The organism is Lysobacter spongiicola DSM 21749 (genome assembly GCF_900167055.1).
In the GTDB taxonomy this organism is placed as follows: Bacteria; Pseudomonadota; Gammaproteobacteria; order Xanthomonadales; family Xanthomonadaceae; genus Novilysobacter; species Novilysobacter spongiicola.
This window is the reverse complement of sequence record NZ_FUXP01000001.1, coordinates 132,409-146,978: the sequence shown is the minus strand read 5'-3', so window position 1 is coordinate 146,978 and position 14,570 is coordinate 132,409. Positions and strand designations below refer to the sequence as shown.

At 67.1% G+C, this 14,570-nt stretch carries 16 protein-coding genes and 1 tRNA gene; 11 read left to right on the top strand and 6 right to left on the bottom strand.

All coding sequences use genetic code 11. The features are described from left to right. Positions 1-95 precede the first annotated feature (95 nt). Complete coding sequence (locus B5D37_RS00750; RefSeq protein WP_078756810.1) at positions 96-749, top strand: energy transducer TonB; 654 nt, start codon at positions 96-98, stop codon at positions 747-749. Positions 750-779: 30 nt separating this feature from the next. On the opposite strand, the gene aroA is transcribed toward B5D37_RS00750, so the two are convergent. Next, a complete protein-coding gene (gene aroA, locus B5D37_RS00745) occupies positions 780-2,102 on the bottom strand; it encodes a 3-phosphoshikimate 1-carboxyvinyltransferase (RefSeq protein WP_200809158.1) in 1,323 nt (440 codons plus the stop codon). After that, complete coding sequence (gene serC / locus B5D37_RS00740; RefSeq protein ID WP_078756809.1) at positions 2,103-3,188, bottom strand: 3-phosphoserine/phosphohydroxythreonine transaminase; 1,086 nt, start codon at positions 3,186-3,188, stop codon at positions 2,103-2,105. It abuts the gene before it with no gap. Positions 3,189-3,313: 125 nt separating this feature from the next. On the opposite strand from serC, the gene msrP reads away from it, so the two are divergent. Together msrP and B5D37_RS00730 are read left to right on the top strand one after the other, a co-directional pair. After that, the gene (gene msrP / locus B5D37_RS00735; protein WP_078756808.1) at positions 3,314-4,282 is read left to right on the top strand and encodes a protein-methionine-sulfoxide reductase catalytic subunit MsrP; all 969 of its coding nucleotides are present in this window, start codon (positions 3,314-3,316) and stop codon (positions 4,280-4,282) included. Positions 4,283-4,298: 16 nt separating this feature from the next. Further along, on the top strand, positions 4,299-4,925 hold the full coding sequence (locus B5D37_RS00730; protein ID WP_425478005.1) for a protein-methionine-sulfoxide reductase heme-binding subunit MsrQ: 627 nt from the start codon (positions 4,299-4,301) through the stop codon (positions 4,923-4,925). On the opposite strand, the gene B5D37_RS00725 is transcribed toward B5D37_RS00730, so the two are convergent. Then, complete coding sequence (locus B5D37_RS00725; protein WP_078756806.1) at positions 4,922-5,725, bottom strand: FHA domain-containing protein; 804 nt, start codon at positions 5,723-5,725, stop codon at positions 4,922-4,924. The two genes, B5D37_RS00730 and B5D37_RS00725, sit on opposite strands and share 4 nt — an antisense overlap. Before the next feature lie 89 nt (positions 5,726-5,814). On the opposite strand from B5D37_RS00725, the gene B5D37_RS00720 reads away from it, so the two are divergent. The 7 genes from B5D37_RS00720 to B5D37_RS00690 all read left to right on the top strand — a co-directional run bounded on the left by B5D37_RS00720 (position 5,815) and on the right by B5D37_RS00690 (position 11,213). Then, positions 5,815-6,090 (top strand): polyhydroxyalkanoic acid system family protein, encoded by a 276-nt coding sequence (locus B5D37_RS00720; RefSeq protein WP_078756805.1) that lies wholly within the window; start codon positions 5,815-5,817, stop codon positions 6,088-6,090. 91 nt (positions 6,091-6,181) lie between these two features. After that, positions 6,182-7,135: a restriction endonuclease gene (locus B5D37_RS00715; protein WP_078756804.1), complete on the top strand. Its 954-nt coding sequence runs from the start codon at positions 6,182-6,184 to the stop codon at positions 7,133-7,135. 115 nt (positions 7,136-7,250) lie between these two features. Further along, a complete protein-coding gene (locus B5D37_RS00710; protein ID WP_159447315.1) occupies positions 7,251-8,297 on the top strand; it encodes a L,D-transpeptidase in 1,047 nt (348 codons plus the stop codon). Positions 8,298-8,367: 70 nt separating this feature from the next. After that, a complete protein-coding gene (locus tag B5D37_RS00705) occupies positions 8,368-9,219 on the top strand; it encodes a murein L,D-transpeptidase catalytic domain family protein (protein ID WP_078756802.1) in 852 nt (283 codons plus the stop codon). Between the two features lie 155 nt (positions 9,220-9,374). Continuing rightward, complete coding sequence (locus B5D37_RS00700; RefSeq protein WP_078756801.1) at positions 9,375-10,295, top strand: MBL fold metallo-hydrolase; 921 nt, start codon at positions 9,375-9,377, stop codon at positions 10,293-10,295. Continuing rightward, positions 10,292-11,065 carry an SDR family NAD(P)-dependent oxidoreductase gene (locus B5D37_RS00695; RefSeq protein WP_078756800.1) on the top strand — a complete coding sequence of 258 codons (774 nt, stop codon included), beginning with the start codon at positions 10,292-10,294 and terminating at the stop codon, positions 11,063-11,065. The genes B5D37_RS00700 and B5D37_RS00695 overlap by 4 nt, the downstream gene beginning before the upstream one ends. Before the next feature lie 73 nt (positions 11,066-11,138). Next, positions 11,139-11,213: transfer RNA gene (locus B5D37_RS00690), tRNA-Val, on the top strand. Positions 11,214-11,706: 493 nt separating this feature from the next. On the opposite strand, the gene B5D37_RS00685 is transcribed toward B5D37_RS00690, so the two are convergent. Next, positions 11,707-12,093 (bottom strand): type II toxin-antitoxin system HicB family antitoxin, encoded by a 387-nt coding sequence (locus B5D37_RS00685; RefSeq protein ID WP_078756799.1) that lies wholly within the window; start codon positions 12,091-12,093, stop codon positions 11,707-11,709. 9 nt (positions 12,094-12,102) lie between these two features. Beyond that, positions 12,103-12,285, bottom strand: coding sequence for a type II toxin-antitoxin system HicA family toxin (locus B5D37_RS00680; RefSeq protein ID WP_078756798.1), 183 nt, complete (start codon positions 12,283-12,285; stop codon positions 12,103-12,105). 278 nt (positions 12,286-12,563) lie between these two features. On the opposite strand from B5D37_RS00680, the gene arsC reads away from it, so the two are divergent. Further along, on the top strand, positions 12,564-12,914 hold the full coding sequence (gene arsC / locus B5D37_RS00675; RefSeq protein ID WP_078756797.1) for an arsenate reductase (glutaredoxin): 351 nt from the start codon (positions 12,564-12,566) through the stop codon (positions 12,912-12,914). A gap of 12 nt (positions 12,915-12,926) precedes the next feature. Here the strand turns inward: arsC and B5D37_RS00670 are convergent, their stop codons facing one another. After that, positions 12,927-14,552, bottom strand: coding sequence for an FMN-binding glutamate synthase family protein (locus B5D37_RS00670; RefSeq protein WP_078756796.1), 1,626 nt, complete (start codon positions 14,550-14,552; stop codon positions 12,927-12,929). Between the last annotated feature and the right edge of the window lie 18 nt (positions 14,553-14,570).

The window sequence follows — 14,570 nt, the reverse complement described above, 5'->3', positions numbered from 1 at the left end:
GCTGATTATCGCGTGGAACGGCTTGCGATGGGACCGTTTCCGGCGCATGGACCTGTCGGTGCACAATGGCGCGGTCCACCGCACCCGGTTCGACCATGCCCACATCCCCCACGCCTCCGCCCCGTCCCTTCTTCAACGGCATCTCCGCCTGGCGCCCTACCGCGCGCTCCCTGTGGCTGGTGCTCGCCGCCTTCCTGGGCGGGTTGGCGCTGTTCCTGCTGGTGTGGTCGGGCGATCGCAACGACGACCAGTTCTTCCGTGCGGGAGACGCTCCGCCCACTGCGCGTGCGCCGAGCTACACACCGCTGCCAGCGCCGCTCCCGGCCCGCGGTCGCGAAGGCGACGCCAGTGGCCTGGAGCGCGGCCGCGAGGAAGCTGCCCGGCAGCAGGAGGAACAGGCCCGCTTGGTTGAAGAGTCGCCGCCGCCTCCGCCGCCGCAGGAAATCGCACCGCCCACCGCGGCCCCCGCGCTCACCTCGCCACGGCCCCTCGCCGGACAGACGCCGCCACCGACCTATCCAGCCCGTGCCCTGCGCCGCGGCGAACAGGGGGTGGTCCGGGTGCGTGCGGATATCGGCCCCGACGGAGTACCGACCTCGGTCAGCGTCGCCGGCAGCAGCGGGTCGCGACAGCTGGACCGCGCGGCGGTCAATGCGGTGTTGCGCTGGCGCTTCGAGCCGGCCACCGCCAACGGGCAGCCCACCGTAGGCACGGTGGAGGTACCGATCGAGTTCAATCCCGGCCGCTGACGGTTCCGGGGGCAGGTATCGGCGGTCGAGTCAGTCCGTCGCTGTCCGCAGTTGCATGCCGGCCTGCGCGGCCAGCGCGTCGAACCCCGGGAACGAGGTGGCGACGTTCGCCACGTCGCGGATCCGCACGGGCCCCGAAGCAAGCTGCGTGGCAACCGCCATGCTCATCGCGATCCGATGGTCGCCGTGGCTGTCGACCACGCCGCCGGTCATCCCGCCGCCCTCGATGATGGCCCCGTCGGGTGTCTCTTCGATCCTCACGCCCAGCGCCTGCAGCGCCGTCGCCATCGTGGTGATCCGGTCGGACTCCTTGACCCGCAGCTCCGCCGCGCCGCTGACGATGGTGCGGCCCTGTGCGCAGGCAGCGGCCACGAACAGCGCAGGGAACTCGTCGATCATGTCCGCGACCAGCGCCGCCGGTACCTCGATGCCACGGAGCGGCGCATGCTGGACCACGAGGTCGGCGACCGGCTCTCCACCGTGCTCCCTCACGCCCTCCATCCGGATCCGTGCGCCCATCATCTCGAGCACCCGCAGCAGGCCTGTGCGCCGCCGGTTGATGCCGACCGATTCCAGGGTGAGCACCGAACCCGGGATCACGCAGGCCGCGACCAGGAAGAACGCTGCCGACGAGAAGTCCACCGGCACATGCACGTCCATTGCCTGCAACCGGTGGCCACCGGACAGCCGCACCCGGCCAGGCGAGAATTCCACCGGCCAGCCGAACGCCGAGAGCATGCGCTCGGTGTAGTCACGCGTCGGATGGGGCTCATGCACCTCGGTGGTGCCTTCCGCATAGAGGCCGGCGAACAGCAGTGCCGACTTCACCTGGGCACTCGCTACCGCGGGTGCGTGCGCCATGCCCCTCAGCATCGCACCACCGCGGATGCGCAGCGGTGGAAGCCCGCCCGCCTCGCTGGAGAGCTGGGCTCCCATCGCCGTCAGCGGTTCGATCACGCGCGCCATCGGTCGGCGCGAGAGCGAGGCATCGCCCACCAGGACGCTGTCGAACGCCTGCCCCGCCAGCAGGCCCGCAAGCAGCCGCATCCCCGTGCCGGAGTTCCCGCAATCGAGCGCACTGCCACTGGCGCGAAGGCCCCGCAGCCCGACGCCATGCACGATGCGCCGGTCGTGACCGGGCGATTCGATGGCCACGCCCAGCGCCTGGAAGATTGCAGCGGTAGCCCGCGTGTCCTCGCCCTCGAGGAAGCCTGAGATCTCGCTGGTTCCCTCGGCCAGTGCCGCGAGCATCACCGCGCGGTGCGAGATCGACTTGTCGCCCGGCGCACGCAGCTTGCCCCGCAGAGGTTCACCGGCGGGGGCAGCCAGCCAATCGATTCGCCGTGCGCCCACTCAGCCGCGCCGCTTCTGGAAGTCGCGCATGAAAGTGGCCAACGCCCGCACCCCTTCCACCGGCATCGCGTTGTAGATGGAGGCACGCATGCCGCCGAGGGCGCGATGGCCCTTCAGGGAGATCAGCCCCGCCGCCTTGGCTTCCACCAGGAAATCGGCATCCAGCGCGGGATCGTGCAGGAAGAACGGGACGTTCATGCGGGACCGCACCGGCTTTGCGACCTCGTTGCGATAGAAGCCACCGGAGCCGTCGATCACTTCGTACAACATCGCGGCCTTGGTCGCGTTGAGTTTCGCGAACGCGTCCACGCCACCCTCGGCCAGCATCCACTTGAACACCAGTCCGGCCAGGTACCAGTTGAAGGTCGGCGGCGTGTTGAGCATGGATTCGTGCTCGGCATGTGCGCGGTAATCGAGTATCGGCGGCCGTGGCTGCCCGGTGCGCGCAAGCAGTTCGGCGCGCACGATGAGCACGGTCAGGCCCACCGGCCCAAGGTTCTTCTGGGCGCCCGCATAGATGACACCGAACTTAGAGATGTCCAGGGGCTCCGACGCGATGCTGGAGCTGAAATCGGCCACCAGCGGCACCGCGCCGACGTCGGGTATGTCGCGGAACTCCACGCCGTGGATGGTCTCGTTGGCGGTGTAATGCACATACGCGGCATCCGGCGAGAGCCGCCACTGCGAGCGCGCCGGGATGTCGTGGAAGCCGCCGGGTTCGGCATCGGCGGCCACGTTGGCCTTGCCCCAGGGCTCCGCCTGCTTGACCGCGGTCTTTCCCCAGTGTCCGGTGACCACGTAGTCGACCGGCTGCCCGGCCTTGGCGAAGTTGAGCGCGAACAGCGCCTGCTGCGTGGTTGCCCCGCCCTGCAGGAACAGCACCGCGTAATCGTCCGGAACGGAGAGCAGCTTGCGCAGGTCACTCTCGGCCTCGGCCGCCACCTGCATGAACTCCGGGCCGCGGTGGCTCAGTTCGACGATGGAGGCGCCTGCGCCATGCCATTCCAGCAGTTCCTCCCGCGCCTGCTGGAGGACCGGCTCGGGCAGCGTCGCGGGACCTGCACTGAAGTTGTAGGCGCGCGTCATCCTGAACACTCCTGTGGTGATCGGGCAGTATGCCGCACCGCAGCACCAGCGCCAGCCCCGTGGCGCTGCAACTTCTTAACCCGGTATGAGGTCTTATCATGTGACCGATTCGCCGGAGCCATCGCATGTCGCTGCGCGACGCCCTGAGGATTCCCGAGCACGAGATCACTCCCGAGGCCGTCTATCGCGAGCGACGGCGCTTCATGGCGGCGATGGCGGCCGCGCCGATGATGGGCCTTGGCGGATGCGTCGAGGCCGACCCGCCTCCCCCGGTCGACCTGCGTGTCACGCCCGCCCAGGCACGCGAGGGGTTCTCAACCCGCGAGGAGCTGACCACCTGGCAGGACGCCACCACCTACAACAACTTCTACGAGTTCGGCCCGCGCAAGGAGCAACCCTCCGAAGCCGCCCGGACGCTGAGCGCCGATGGCTGGACCGTCACCGTCGGTGGGCACTGCGCTAAACCCGGTGTCGTTCCGCTCGAAGAGTTGCTGGCACCCCACGAGCAGACCGAGCGCGTCTACCGGCTGCGTTGCGTGGAGGGCTGGTCGATGGTGATCCCGTGGCTCGGCATCCCGCTGGCCGACGTGCTGAAACGGTTCGAGCCGACATCCCGTGCGCGCTACGTGGCCTTCACCACGCTCTCCGCCCCGCGGAAGATGCCGGGAATGGCCTACCGCACGCTGGACTGGCCCTATCGGGAAGGCCTCAGGATCGACGAAGCGATGCACCCCCTGTCGTTCCTCGCCACCGGGCTCTATGGAAAGCCGCTGCCGCAGCAGAACGGCCTGCCCATCCGCCTGGTCGTGCCGTGGAAGTACGGCTTCAAGAGCATCAAGTCGATCGTCTCCATCGATTTCGTCGAGGAGATGCCCTTTACCAGCTGGAACGACCTGCAACCGCGGGAGTACGGATTCTTTTCGAACGTCAATCCCGAAGTCGACCACCCCCGCTGGACGCAGAAGACCGAACGCCGCATCTCCGGGACCGGCAGCAAGCTGTTCGCAAACAGGATCCCCACGTTGATGTTCAACGGTTATGGCGAGCAGGTGGCGGGACTCTACGCAGGCATGGACCTGGAGAAGTGGTTCTGACCCCGGTGGCCCAGCGTTGAGCTCGCGACCGGATCCGGGCAGCCGCCGGCTCGCGCTGTTGAAGGCGGTGGCTCACCTGCTGGCACTGTCGCCAGCGTTGGTGTTGGCCTGGCAGATCCGTTCGGAGCTGTTGACCGGCTCGGGAGCCCTCGGTGCGGATCCGGTCGCGGCGGTCGAACACCATCTCGGCATCTGGGCACTGCGCATGCTGCTGCTGACCCTGGCGATCACGCCGCTGCGCCAGCTCACCGGACTGGCATCGTTGCTGAAGTTCCGCAGGATGCTGGGGCTGTACGCCTTCTTCTATGCGACGGCGCACTTTGCCGCCTACCTGGTGCTCGACCTGCGCGGCTATTGGGCGCTGATCTTCGAAGAGATCGCCAAGCGGCCCTACATCACCGTCGGCTTCCTGGCCTGGCTGTTGCTGCTGCCGCTGGCCCTGACCTCGACCCGCGCGGCAATGCGCCGCCTCGGCCGCAACTGGGGGCGACTGCACCGGCTTGTCTACCCGATCGCGATCCTCGCGGTGCTGCACTTCTGGTGGGTGGTGAAGTCGGACATCCGCGAGCCCTTGCTGTATGCAGGCATCCTGGCGCTACTGCTCGGTTGGCGGATCAGCCGCAGGGTTGTCCGGCGGCGTTAGCGGGTCCCGTACATCAGGAGCAGGGCCAGCGCGCCGGCCAGCAGCAAAGCGGCCACCAGCAACCACGGCATACGCCGCCATGCCCTGGGCGCGCGGGCCGTCTCCGGCACGGGGAGCTCCTCTTCGGCGGCCACCTCCGCGCTTTCCGCCGTGACCGCGTGGGCCACACCCTCGGTCAGTGGCGCTTCCAGGATGAATCGATGGCCGGCCCCGAAGACAACCTGGGAACCGGCGCGCAACAACCCGTCCTGCACCCGATGGCCGTTGACCAGCGTTCCGTCGGTGGACCCCAGGTCGCGTAGTACCACCCCGTCGGCGTGCGGCTCAAGCCGCGCATGCTGCCCGGCGAAAGCGGGATCGGTGATCCGCACATCCGCCGCCACGTCCCGGCCGACCACGCAAGGGTGATCCAGGCTGAAACAGCGTCCGTGGTGTTTGCCACCGATACCTCGCAGCACCATGTGGCGCGGCGCCGGCGCAGCGACGGTTTCAGAAGCGGGCGGTGCCGGCGCCGGTTGCTCGCCGAGCACGGTCAGCTCGCTCCCGTCCAGATGCAACGCATCGCCGGGGCGCAGCATCGCCATCCGGCGCACCGGCCGACCATTCAGATGCAACCCCTGCACACCCTCCCGCACCTGGAGCCATGCACCGCGGCGGTCCACGCAGACCTGCAGGAGCGGATCGCCGCCTTCAACCGGGGAGAGGCCACCGGCCGGATCGCGTCCAAGGGCATGCACGCCCTGGTCGAGCACCAGGTCGTCACGTTGGTTATCGGGAAATCGCAGTCTGAGGGCGTTCACGCCGCGGCAATCTACCACGCTGTCCAGCGAATGCGCTCTTGCCGCCGCCGCCTGCGCACGCACAATGGCACCCAACACAGGAGAACACCATGTCCAGCATCGACATCACCCAGCCCCACTCCATGCCGCCGGCGCAGGCACGCCAGGCCGTGCAGGAGATCGCGGACAAACTGCACGACCGCTTCGGTGTCGACTGCCAGTGGAACGGCGACATCCTCGGCTTCTCCCGGCATGGCGTGGATGGGCGGATAGCGTTGCTGCCGCACGAGGTCCACGTGAGTGCGCAGCTGGGCTTCCTGCTGGCAGCGATGAAGGGCCCGATCGAGGCCGAGATCCGTCGCGTCCTGGAGCAGCGATTCGGCTAGGCGGAGCTGTGCGCCAGCTCACCCCACCGTCGCCACCGCCCGCGTATATTCGGCCACCGATCCCCCTGCACCGCGACAAGGCCTACCGCAGATGCTCAACGCTTCACTGGCACCCGCCGCACTGTTGTTGATCGTGGTGGCCGGCGCCGCCTTCACCGCCTGGCTGTGGACCACCTGGTCGCAGCGGCTGGTGGTCGAGGCGGGCCTGAAGACATTGAGCGCGATGCGCTGGCGCGAATTCTCGCGCTTCGTGATCGAGGCGCTGCAGGCGCAGGGCTTCGAGGCCAGCCGTGTCGAACCCGATGCCAGCCGCGGCCAGAAGGCGGACCTGCTGCTCAACCGCGGTGGCCAGATCTGGCTGCTCAGCTGCAAGCAGGGCACGCACCACCGCATCAGGCCAGGGATGGTGGACGAGCTCGCCGGGGCCGTGCGCGACAGCGGCGCCAGTGGCGGGATCCTCGCCACGCTGGGAAAGGCCGATACCGATTCCACCACACGCCATGCGCAGATCGAGGTGATCGATGGCCGCACGCTGTGGCCATTGATCGATCCGCTGCTACCACCCAGCGTGCACAACGACCTGCTGACGCAAGCCCGCAGGAAGACGGTCCGGACCACTGCGATGACCTGGGTGGTGGTGGTGCTGGCTTGCCTGGCCGTGGCGTGGCTGGCCAGTGCAATGGCGGGAACGGAGGCGACTTCGCTGCCCCGCGTGGACCCCGCGCCGGCACCTGCGCCGGTCGCGGCACCGGTCGCCCCCCCCACGGCAGGCGAGCTATCCCCTGCCCGCCCGACCCTCACCGAAGACCAGCAAAGGCAACAGGCTGCGCAGGCTGTGGGGACGCTGGCAGACGTCGTGCGCGTGCAGTGGGCGACCAGCTCGACGCTGGTGGTGTATCTGCCTGGAGCCGCCGGCAAGGAGCACGTGGACGCGATCTGCCAGGTGCTGGAGCAGTACGAGGACATCCGCAACTCCCGCATCCAGCTGCAACCGCCCGAAGAGAGTGGGATCCCGGTGCGCTTCGTACAGTGCACGGCGTTCTAGCCCGAGGAAGCAGGGTTACCGTCCCCGTGCGCTCCCCTTGATCGGGATCAAACGGACTCCTCGGCTGTCGGGCAACATGGGCTGGCTGATCAGGCGCGTTGCAGGAGTCCGAAGAATGAGGGGTTTTCTCGCCGTTGCTGCCCTGGCAGTGGGCATGTTGTCGATCTCCGCCACGCCCACCCCGGCCGCTGCCGAGCCGCCAGTGCCATTCACCTGGATGCCGGAAGTGGCACCGCAAGGGCCGGTGCTCATCGTTATCGGGCTCGATGAGCAACGAGCGGTGGTCTATCGCAACGGCGTGCGCATCGGAAGCTCGCCCGTGAGTACCGGCAAGGAGGGGCACGAGACGCCGACCGGGATCTTCAACATCCTGCAGAAGCGGCGCGAGCACTACTCCAACCTGTACAACAATGCGCCGATGCCATTCATGCAGCGCCTCACGTGGGATGGCATCGCCCTGCATGCGGGCCATCTGCCGGGCTATCCCGCATCCCACGGATGCGTGCGGCTTCCGTACGAGTTCTCCGAAGCCCTGTTCGGCATCACCGAACGCGGCATGACGGTGGTGGTGGCGCAGAGCCTTGGGCAGCCGCAACTGCAGTCGCCGGAGCCCCTCGGCATGGCAACCGCCAGCACAGGTGCATCGCCCGACTCACGATGGACCTGGCAGCCTGAGCGAATGGACCAGGGGCCGGTCACCATGGTGCTGAGCATCGCCGACCAGCAACTCGTCGTCATGCGCGGGGGTGTCGAGATCGGACGCGGCGATGTCGCGGTGGACGCACCGGACGTCCACACACAGGCTTACGCAGTCATGGGCGGAACCCCGGCCGGTGAGAGCCGCCTGGTGCCGGGCCGGCCGGCGCTGAACTGGATGCGGATCCCGATCCAACGGAATCTCCAGCGGGATCTCCAGCGGGATCTCCAGCGGGATCCATTGGAAGCCGGCAGCGCGGGGAACGTCGATGCGGCTGGCGCCGCGATCGGGGGCGGCGCGGTCAGGATCGATCCGGAATTCGCGAAGCGGGTGCACGACGCCCTCGCTCCCGGAAGCACGCTCCTGGTCACCCCGGAGCCGGTTTCCGCCGTGAGCAACCAGGGAATGACCGTCTTCGAGAGCGCACCACGGCCGCAGCAGGCACCTGAACCTGCACATGAATAAACGGGGCGAAGGTGAACAGGATGTTGTGCCAAGGGTCGACCCGGGCCCGGCTATCACGTAGTTTTCACTCATGACCGGATTCCGATTCCCCGCCGTCCTCCTCGCAACCACAGTGGCACTGGCGCTCGCGGCTCCGCCCGCCGGTGGCAGCGACAGCGGCGCCTCGTCCAGTCGCTCAACCGCTGGCACCCCGGCTCCGGCCACGACAGCCTCTGCCACGGCTGCCAAGACCGTAGCGGGCGGAACGGCAGCAGCGACCGTCGGCAATGCCTCGCTTTCCACGAGCATGCTGGCCACGCTGGTCGCCACGGCACCTTCCGTGGATACGCGCGCGCTTGGACTCGCGTTGGCGGCACGGGACTGCGCCGTCGCCTCCGGCCAGGCCAGTCCGGATGCGAACCTCACCCTGATCGACTATTCCAGGCCGTCCACGGAGCCCCGGATGTGGGTGTTCGACCTCGCCTCCCAACGCCTGCTGTACGCCGAACACGTGGCGCACGGACGGAATACCGGCGAGAACATGGCACAGCGGTTCTCCAACGTCGAAGGCAGCTACCAGTCGAGCCTGGGTCTCTTCTCCACCGCCGAATCCTACGTGGGCAGCAACGGCTACTCCATGCGCATGGACGGCCTCGAGCCCGGCATCAACGACGCCGCACGGGCGCGTGCGATCGTCATCCACGGCGCCCCTTACGTGGACCCGGAGCAGGCCCTGCGCCAGGGCCGGCTGGGTCGCAGCCTCGGCTGCCCCGCCCTGCGGCAGCAGGTCGCGCGGGAGGTCATCGATACGATCAAGGACGGACACCTGGTGTTCGCGTACTACCCGGACGAGGAGTGGCTCGCGTCTTCGCAATTCCTCGATTGCCCGGCGGGACGGTTGGCACGGGCGGCAGCGGAGGCGGACGCCCCGTCCCGCGGCTGACATCCGCGCTGCCATGCGTGATCGACCGGGTTGATCCCGATCAATACGGCGTCCGGTGGAAAGGGTTCCATTAGAGAACACTTCCAATGACGGAGCGCACTGATGGATGCCGGATGCAGACAGTCCAACGATAAGTCCCACTCCGGGGCGCGAGGATGAGCGGCCCGGCTGAAAATGGGTTTGCGCTCACCTTTCTCGGCGCCGCAGGGACTGTCACCGGCTCACGTTACCTGGTGCAGGCTGGAGGTGCCCGCGTACTGGTCGACTGCGGGCTTTTCCAGGGCTACAAGCCATTGCGCTTGAAGAACTGGTCGGCGTTCCCCGTCGAACCCGAAAGCATCGATGCGGTCATCCTGACCCACGCCCACCTGGACCACAGCGGCTATTTGCCACGGCTCGTCGCCGAGGGATTCGACGGGCCCGTCTGGTGCACCCGCGGCACCCGCGACCTGTGCTCGATCCTGCTGCCGGATTCTGCGCGACTGCTGCAGGAAGAGGCCGTGCACGCCAACCGCATCGGCTCCTCCCGCCACCACCCCGCCAGGCCGCTCTACACCGAGGAGGAAGCCGCCGCGGCGCTCCAGCGAATGGTGACGATCGAGTTCGGGGAGCAGTTCGAACCCGTTCCCGGGTGTTCCGCTTCGATCCGTCCACAGGGCCACATCCTCGGTGCCGGGGCGGTCACGCTGGAGCATGCCGGCAGCCGCATCACTTTCAGCGGTGACATTGGTCGCCCGTCCGACCCGGTGATGCACGCCCCGCAGGCGCCTGCCGACAGCCACTGGATCGTGTGCGATATCGATGTCCGGGCACAGGTCTTCCAGCTGGACACGGGCTCGGCACATGCCGACGCCGACGAGCTGCTCGCCTGGCTGGGATCGGCACCCCGCCAACCGCGAGGGGTATTCCTGACCCACGGCGAACCGGATGCCGCCGATGCGCTTCGCCAGCGGGTGGAACGGGAGCTTGGCATCCCGGTATGCGTGCCGGAGTTCCGGGACCACGTGGACCTGACCTCGAGCTCCGCCTTTCCCTGCACTGCCACCCCACCGTCCCTGCCAAGGAGTCCGACATGAATCGCGTGAAGAACAAGACCTGCGTCGTCACCGGGGGAGCCGTCGGTATCGGGCGGGCCTGCGTGGAACGGTTGGCCGAAGAAGGCGCCCGCGTGGCCGTCATGGACCTGCAGGACGAGGCAGGACGGGAGCTGGTGTCGGCATTGGAGGCGCGGGGCCTCAGCGCCCGCTATTGGCACGTGGATGTCGGCGACGAATCCGACGTGGCCCAGGCGATGGACAGCGTCTCCGAGACGTTCGGCAGCATCGACGTGCTGGTGAACAACGCCGGGATTGCAGGCGCCAACAAGCCCACCCACGAGATCAGCGAGGCCGAATGGGACCGGGTGCAACGCATCAACGTGAAGGGTGTCTTCTTCTGCACCAAGCACGCCCTGCCCCATCTGCGGCAAGCCGGCGGCGGCAGCATCATCAACCTCTCCTCGATCTACGGGCTGGTGGGAGCGCCGGACCTGCCGCCCTACCACGCCTCCAAGGGTGCGGTGACGCTGATGACGAAGACCGACGCCATGATCTACGCGGCAGAAGGCATCCGGGTGAACTCGGTCCACCCGGGCTACATCTGGACCCCCCTGGTCGAACAGCATCTGCGCGACAGCGGGCAGCCGGACATGGAGAACGGCAAGTCGGACCTCGCACAACTGCATCCCCTGGGGCGGGTGGGACAACCCGACGACGTTGCCTGGGGCGTGGTCTACCTCGCGTCGGACGAGTCGAGGTTCGTGACAGGCTCGGAACTGGTGATCGACGGCGGCTACACCGCGCGCTGAGGGCAGCAAAAAATCCACCGGCATCTTGCGCACTTGCCGGGACCCTGCTGTATACTGCGCGGCCCGAAACACCGGGCGGTTAGCTCAGCGGTAGAGCATTGCCTTCACACGGCAAGGGTCGCAGGTTCGATCCCTGCACCGCCCACCACGAAACACCAGAAACATCAGTAAGTTACCGCCGAAAAGCCACCCCTCACCGGGTGGCTTTTTCGTTGTACGGACAGGGGTACCGAAAGTGCCCTACGATTTCGCAACTCCCCGACCGACGGCCGAGCCCGTCCCGCCGACATCGGCACCGAACGCGTCGAATTGCGCGAAAGCGATCTCAACTTCTGCGGCACCACCTCCCTACCCTCGCCGCATGGCTGACACGTGGCGCGAGCGAATGGGGAGATGGGAGCTGGTCCGAGGCGGAAGAGTCATCGCACAGGTCACTCCGGCCGCCGGTGGCGTCGAAGTCTGGATTGATGCCCGCATGATGTGGGAGACCTTGGGAGGTCGCTCCCGGTCAGTGGCAGCAGCCAAGCGGGGTGTAGAGAAATGGCTACGCCACCACGCACCGAATCAGTAGCGGGCAAAAAAATGCCCCGCGCCACATGGGCAGGGGGCCAGGCGCCGCATCGCGCACAGGCCAGGATGGCTTAGCCGATGGCCATGTGGGCGATGTAGCCGGACCGACTCTGCCCCGACTCTCTTGCCTTCGCGTCGAGCCGCATCAGGACACGCTTGGGAAGCGTGATGTTGACCCGTTCAATGGTGTCATCGAGAAGCGCGGGGTCCACGTTGACATAGCTCACGATCCAGCCGGAGAAATCCCCCTTTTCCATGGCGGACTGTGCGGACGAGGGACGAGGAATCTCCCTCCCCCGATCCAAGGCAGCGTCTATCCATGCTGCTGCCGCCTCTTCTACGGCAGACATTGCTTCGTCCAACGTGTCGCCGGCCGAGAAACAGCCAGCAAGGTCGGGAACCACAACGCTCCATGCGGTGTTCTCGTCGCCAGCTTCAATCATGACGGGATAGCGCATAAATGCCTCCTACTTCAGCCCCGCGATCTTTCGCAGGTTGTTAACCAGCCCCTTACCCAGATCTTTTTTTGGATGCGGGACGGTAATGATTTCGGGGATGTCCGGGTGGATAAAGACGTGATGGGAACCGCGCACCCGGTCAAGCGTCCAACCGTGGGCCTCTAGCTCCTTGATAAGGTCGCCGCTCTTCATTGGTGTGTACCATACACACAGGAAGACAGTCGGTCAACGGGCACCCCGCCTCCGTTAAGGTTGCAGACCGACTGCGCCGGGGCGTTCTCGTCGCCAAGGATGCTGCTATGGGGTACAGGATCGAACTGCTGGTGTGCGACGAGTCGGGCGAAGAGACGCCTCTCCAAGTAGAGTCCGAGTGTCATAGGGGGCTAGTGGATGCTTGGTCCGACGCCCCCCCCAATTTCGAGTAGCAGTCCGATCTAGAGTTTGCACCCAGACCATTGGAAGAGGCCGCGATGAACGACACCCTTCTCTACCACAACCCCAGTTGCTCGAAGTCCCGCGCCGCTCTGCAGTTGCTGCGGGACCGCGGCGTCGAGCCGACCCTCGTTCCGTACCTCGAGACGCCGCCTACGGTGGAAGCACTGCGGGAACTGATCGGGATGCTCGGTGTGGCGCCACGCCAGTTGCTGCGCACAGGAGAGGCGGAGTTCGCCGACCTGGGGCTGGGTTCGGAGGCCACGACGGACGAGGACATGTTGCAGGCGATGGCCACCCATCCCCGGCTCATCGAGCGGCCCGTTTTCGTGCGCGGTGGCCGTGCCGTTATCGGCCGCCCGCCCGAGCGCGTGCTCGAGCTGCTCTAGCAGGCCAAAACCTCAGAACGATTTGCTCTCCCGCATCGAGCGCACGTGGTCCGGCGCCACGAAAGAGTCGCTGCGGGCATCGGCCCAGTATTCCTTGAAGACCGCGTGCTCCGACACGCCCTTGAGCAGCTCGCCCGGCTCCAGGAAACGGTAGATCTTCGCCAGCGAGCGCACTTCCACCGCGGACAGCCGCCTCAGGATGTGCTCGGGGCCAATCTCCCGCGGATGGGTCAGACCTGCGGCTGCCAACAGCTCCGCCAGCGCGTGCACCGTGTTGCGGTGGAACATCTGCACCCTCACCGCCTTGTCGTTCACGTCCAGCCCTTTCCATCGGCGCGGGTCCTGCGTCGCGACGCCCGTGGGGCAGTGCCCGGTGTGGCAGCTGAGTGCCTGGATGCAGCCCACCGCGAACATGAAACCCCGCCCCGAGTTGCACCAGTCCGCGCCCATGGCGAGGGTGCGGGCGATATCGAAGGCGCTGGTGATGCGCCCGGCCGCCGCGATGCGGATGTCGTCGCGCAGTTCCAGTCCGACCAGCGTGTTGTGCACCAGCATCAAGGCCTCGTGCATCGGCAGCCCGACATGGTTCATGAACTCCGCAGGCGAGGCCCCCGTTCCTCCCTCGGCACCATCGACCACGATGAAGTCCGGCATGATCCCGGTCTCCTTCATCGCCTTGGCGATGCCGAACCACTCCCACGGATGGCCGATCGCCAGCTTGAAGCCGGTGGGCTTCCCGCCCGAGAGGCGGCGCAGTTCGGCGACGAACTCCAGCAGGCCGATCGGCGTCGAGAACGCGCCGTGCTGCGCCGGCGATACGCACTCCACCCACGCCGGCACCCCACGCGTCAAGGCGATTTCCTCCGAGACCTTCGGCGCCGGCAAGACGCCGCCATGCCCCGGCTTTGCGCCCTGCGAGAGCTTGATCTCGATCATCTTGACCTGCGGGTCGGTGGCGTTGGCGACGAAACGCTCGGGACTGAAGCGCCCGTCTTCGTCGCGGCAGCCGAAGTAGCCCGACCCGATCTCCCAAACCAGGTCGCCACCGTGCTCGCGGTGGTACGGCGAGATCGAGCCTTCGCCGGTGTCGTGGTAGAAGCCGCCTGCCTTCGCGCCCTTGTTGAGAGCACGAATGGCACTGGCCGACAACGAGCCGAAACTCATCGCCGAGATGTTGAACACGCTTACCGAGTACGGCTGTTCGCGCTTCTCCCCGACGAGCACCCGGAAGTCGTCCCCGGAACGGGGCGCGGGCAACATCGAGTGGTTGATCCATTCGTAGTCGGTCCCGTAGACATCCTCGAGCGTGCCAAAGGGCCGGGTGTCGTTGACCGACTTGGCACGCTGGTAGACCAGCGCCCGCTGCAGCCGCGAGAACGGCACCTCCGCGGTATCGGACTGGATGAAGTACTGCCGCATCTCCGGGCCGATGGACTCCAACCCGTAACGGAAGTGCGCAAGCAGCGGATAGTTCCGGCGCAAGGTGCTGCGCGTCTGGAACAGGTCCACCGTGCCGATGACCGCGAGCGCCCCGAAGACCAGCACCGCCCACAGCCACCCGGCGCCCCACAGTAGCGCCGCAGCTGCGGAGAGAACGGTCAGGACGACGGCAACGATGTATGCGGTATAGCGCGACATGCGGGCTCCATCTTGGGC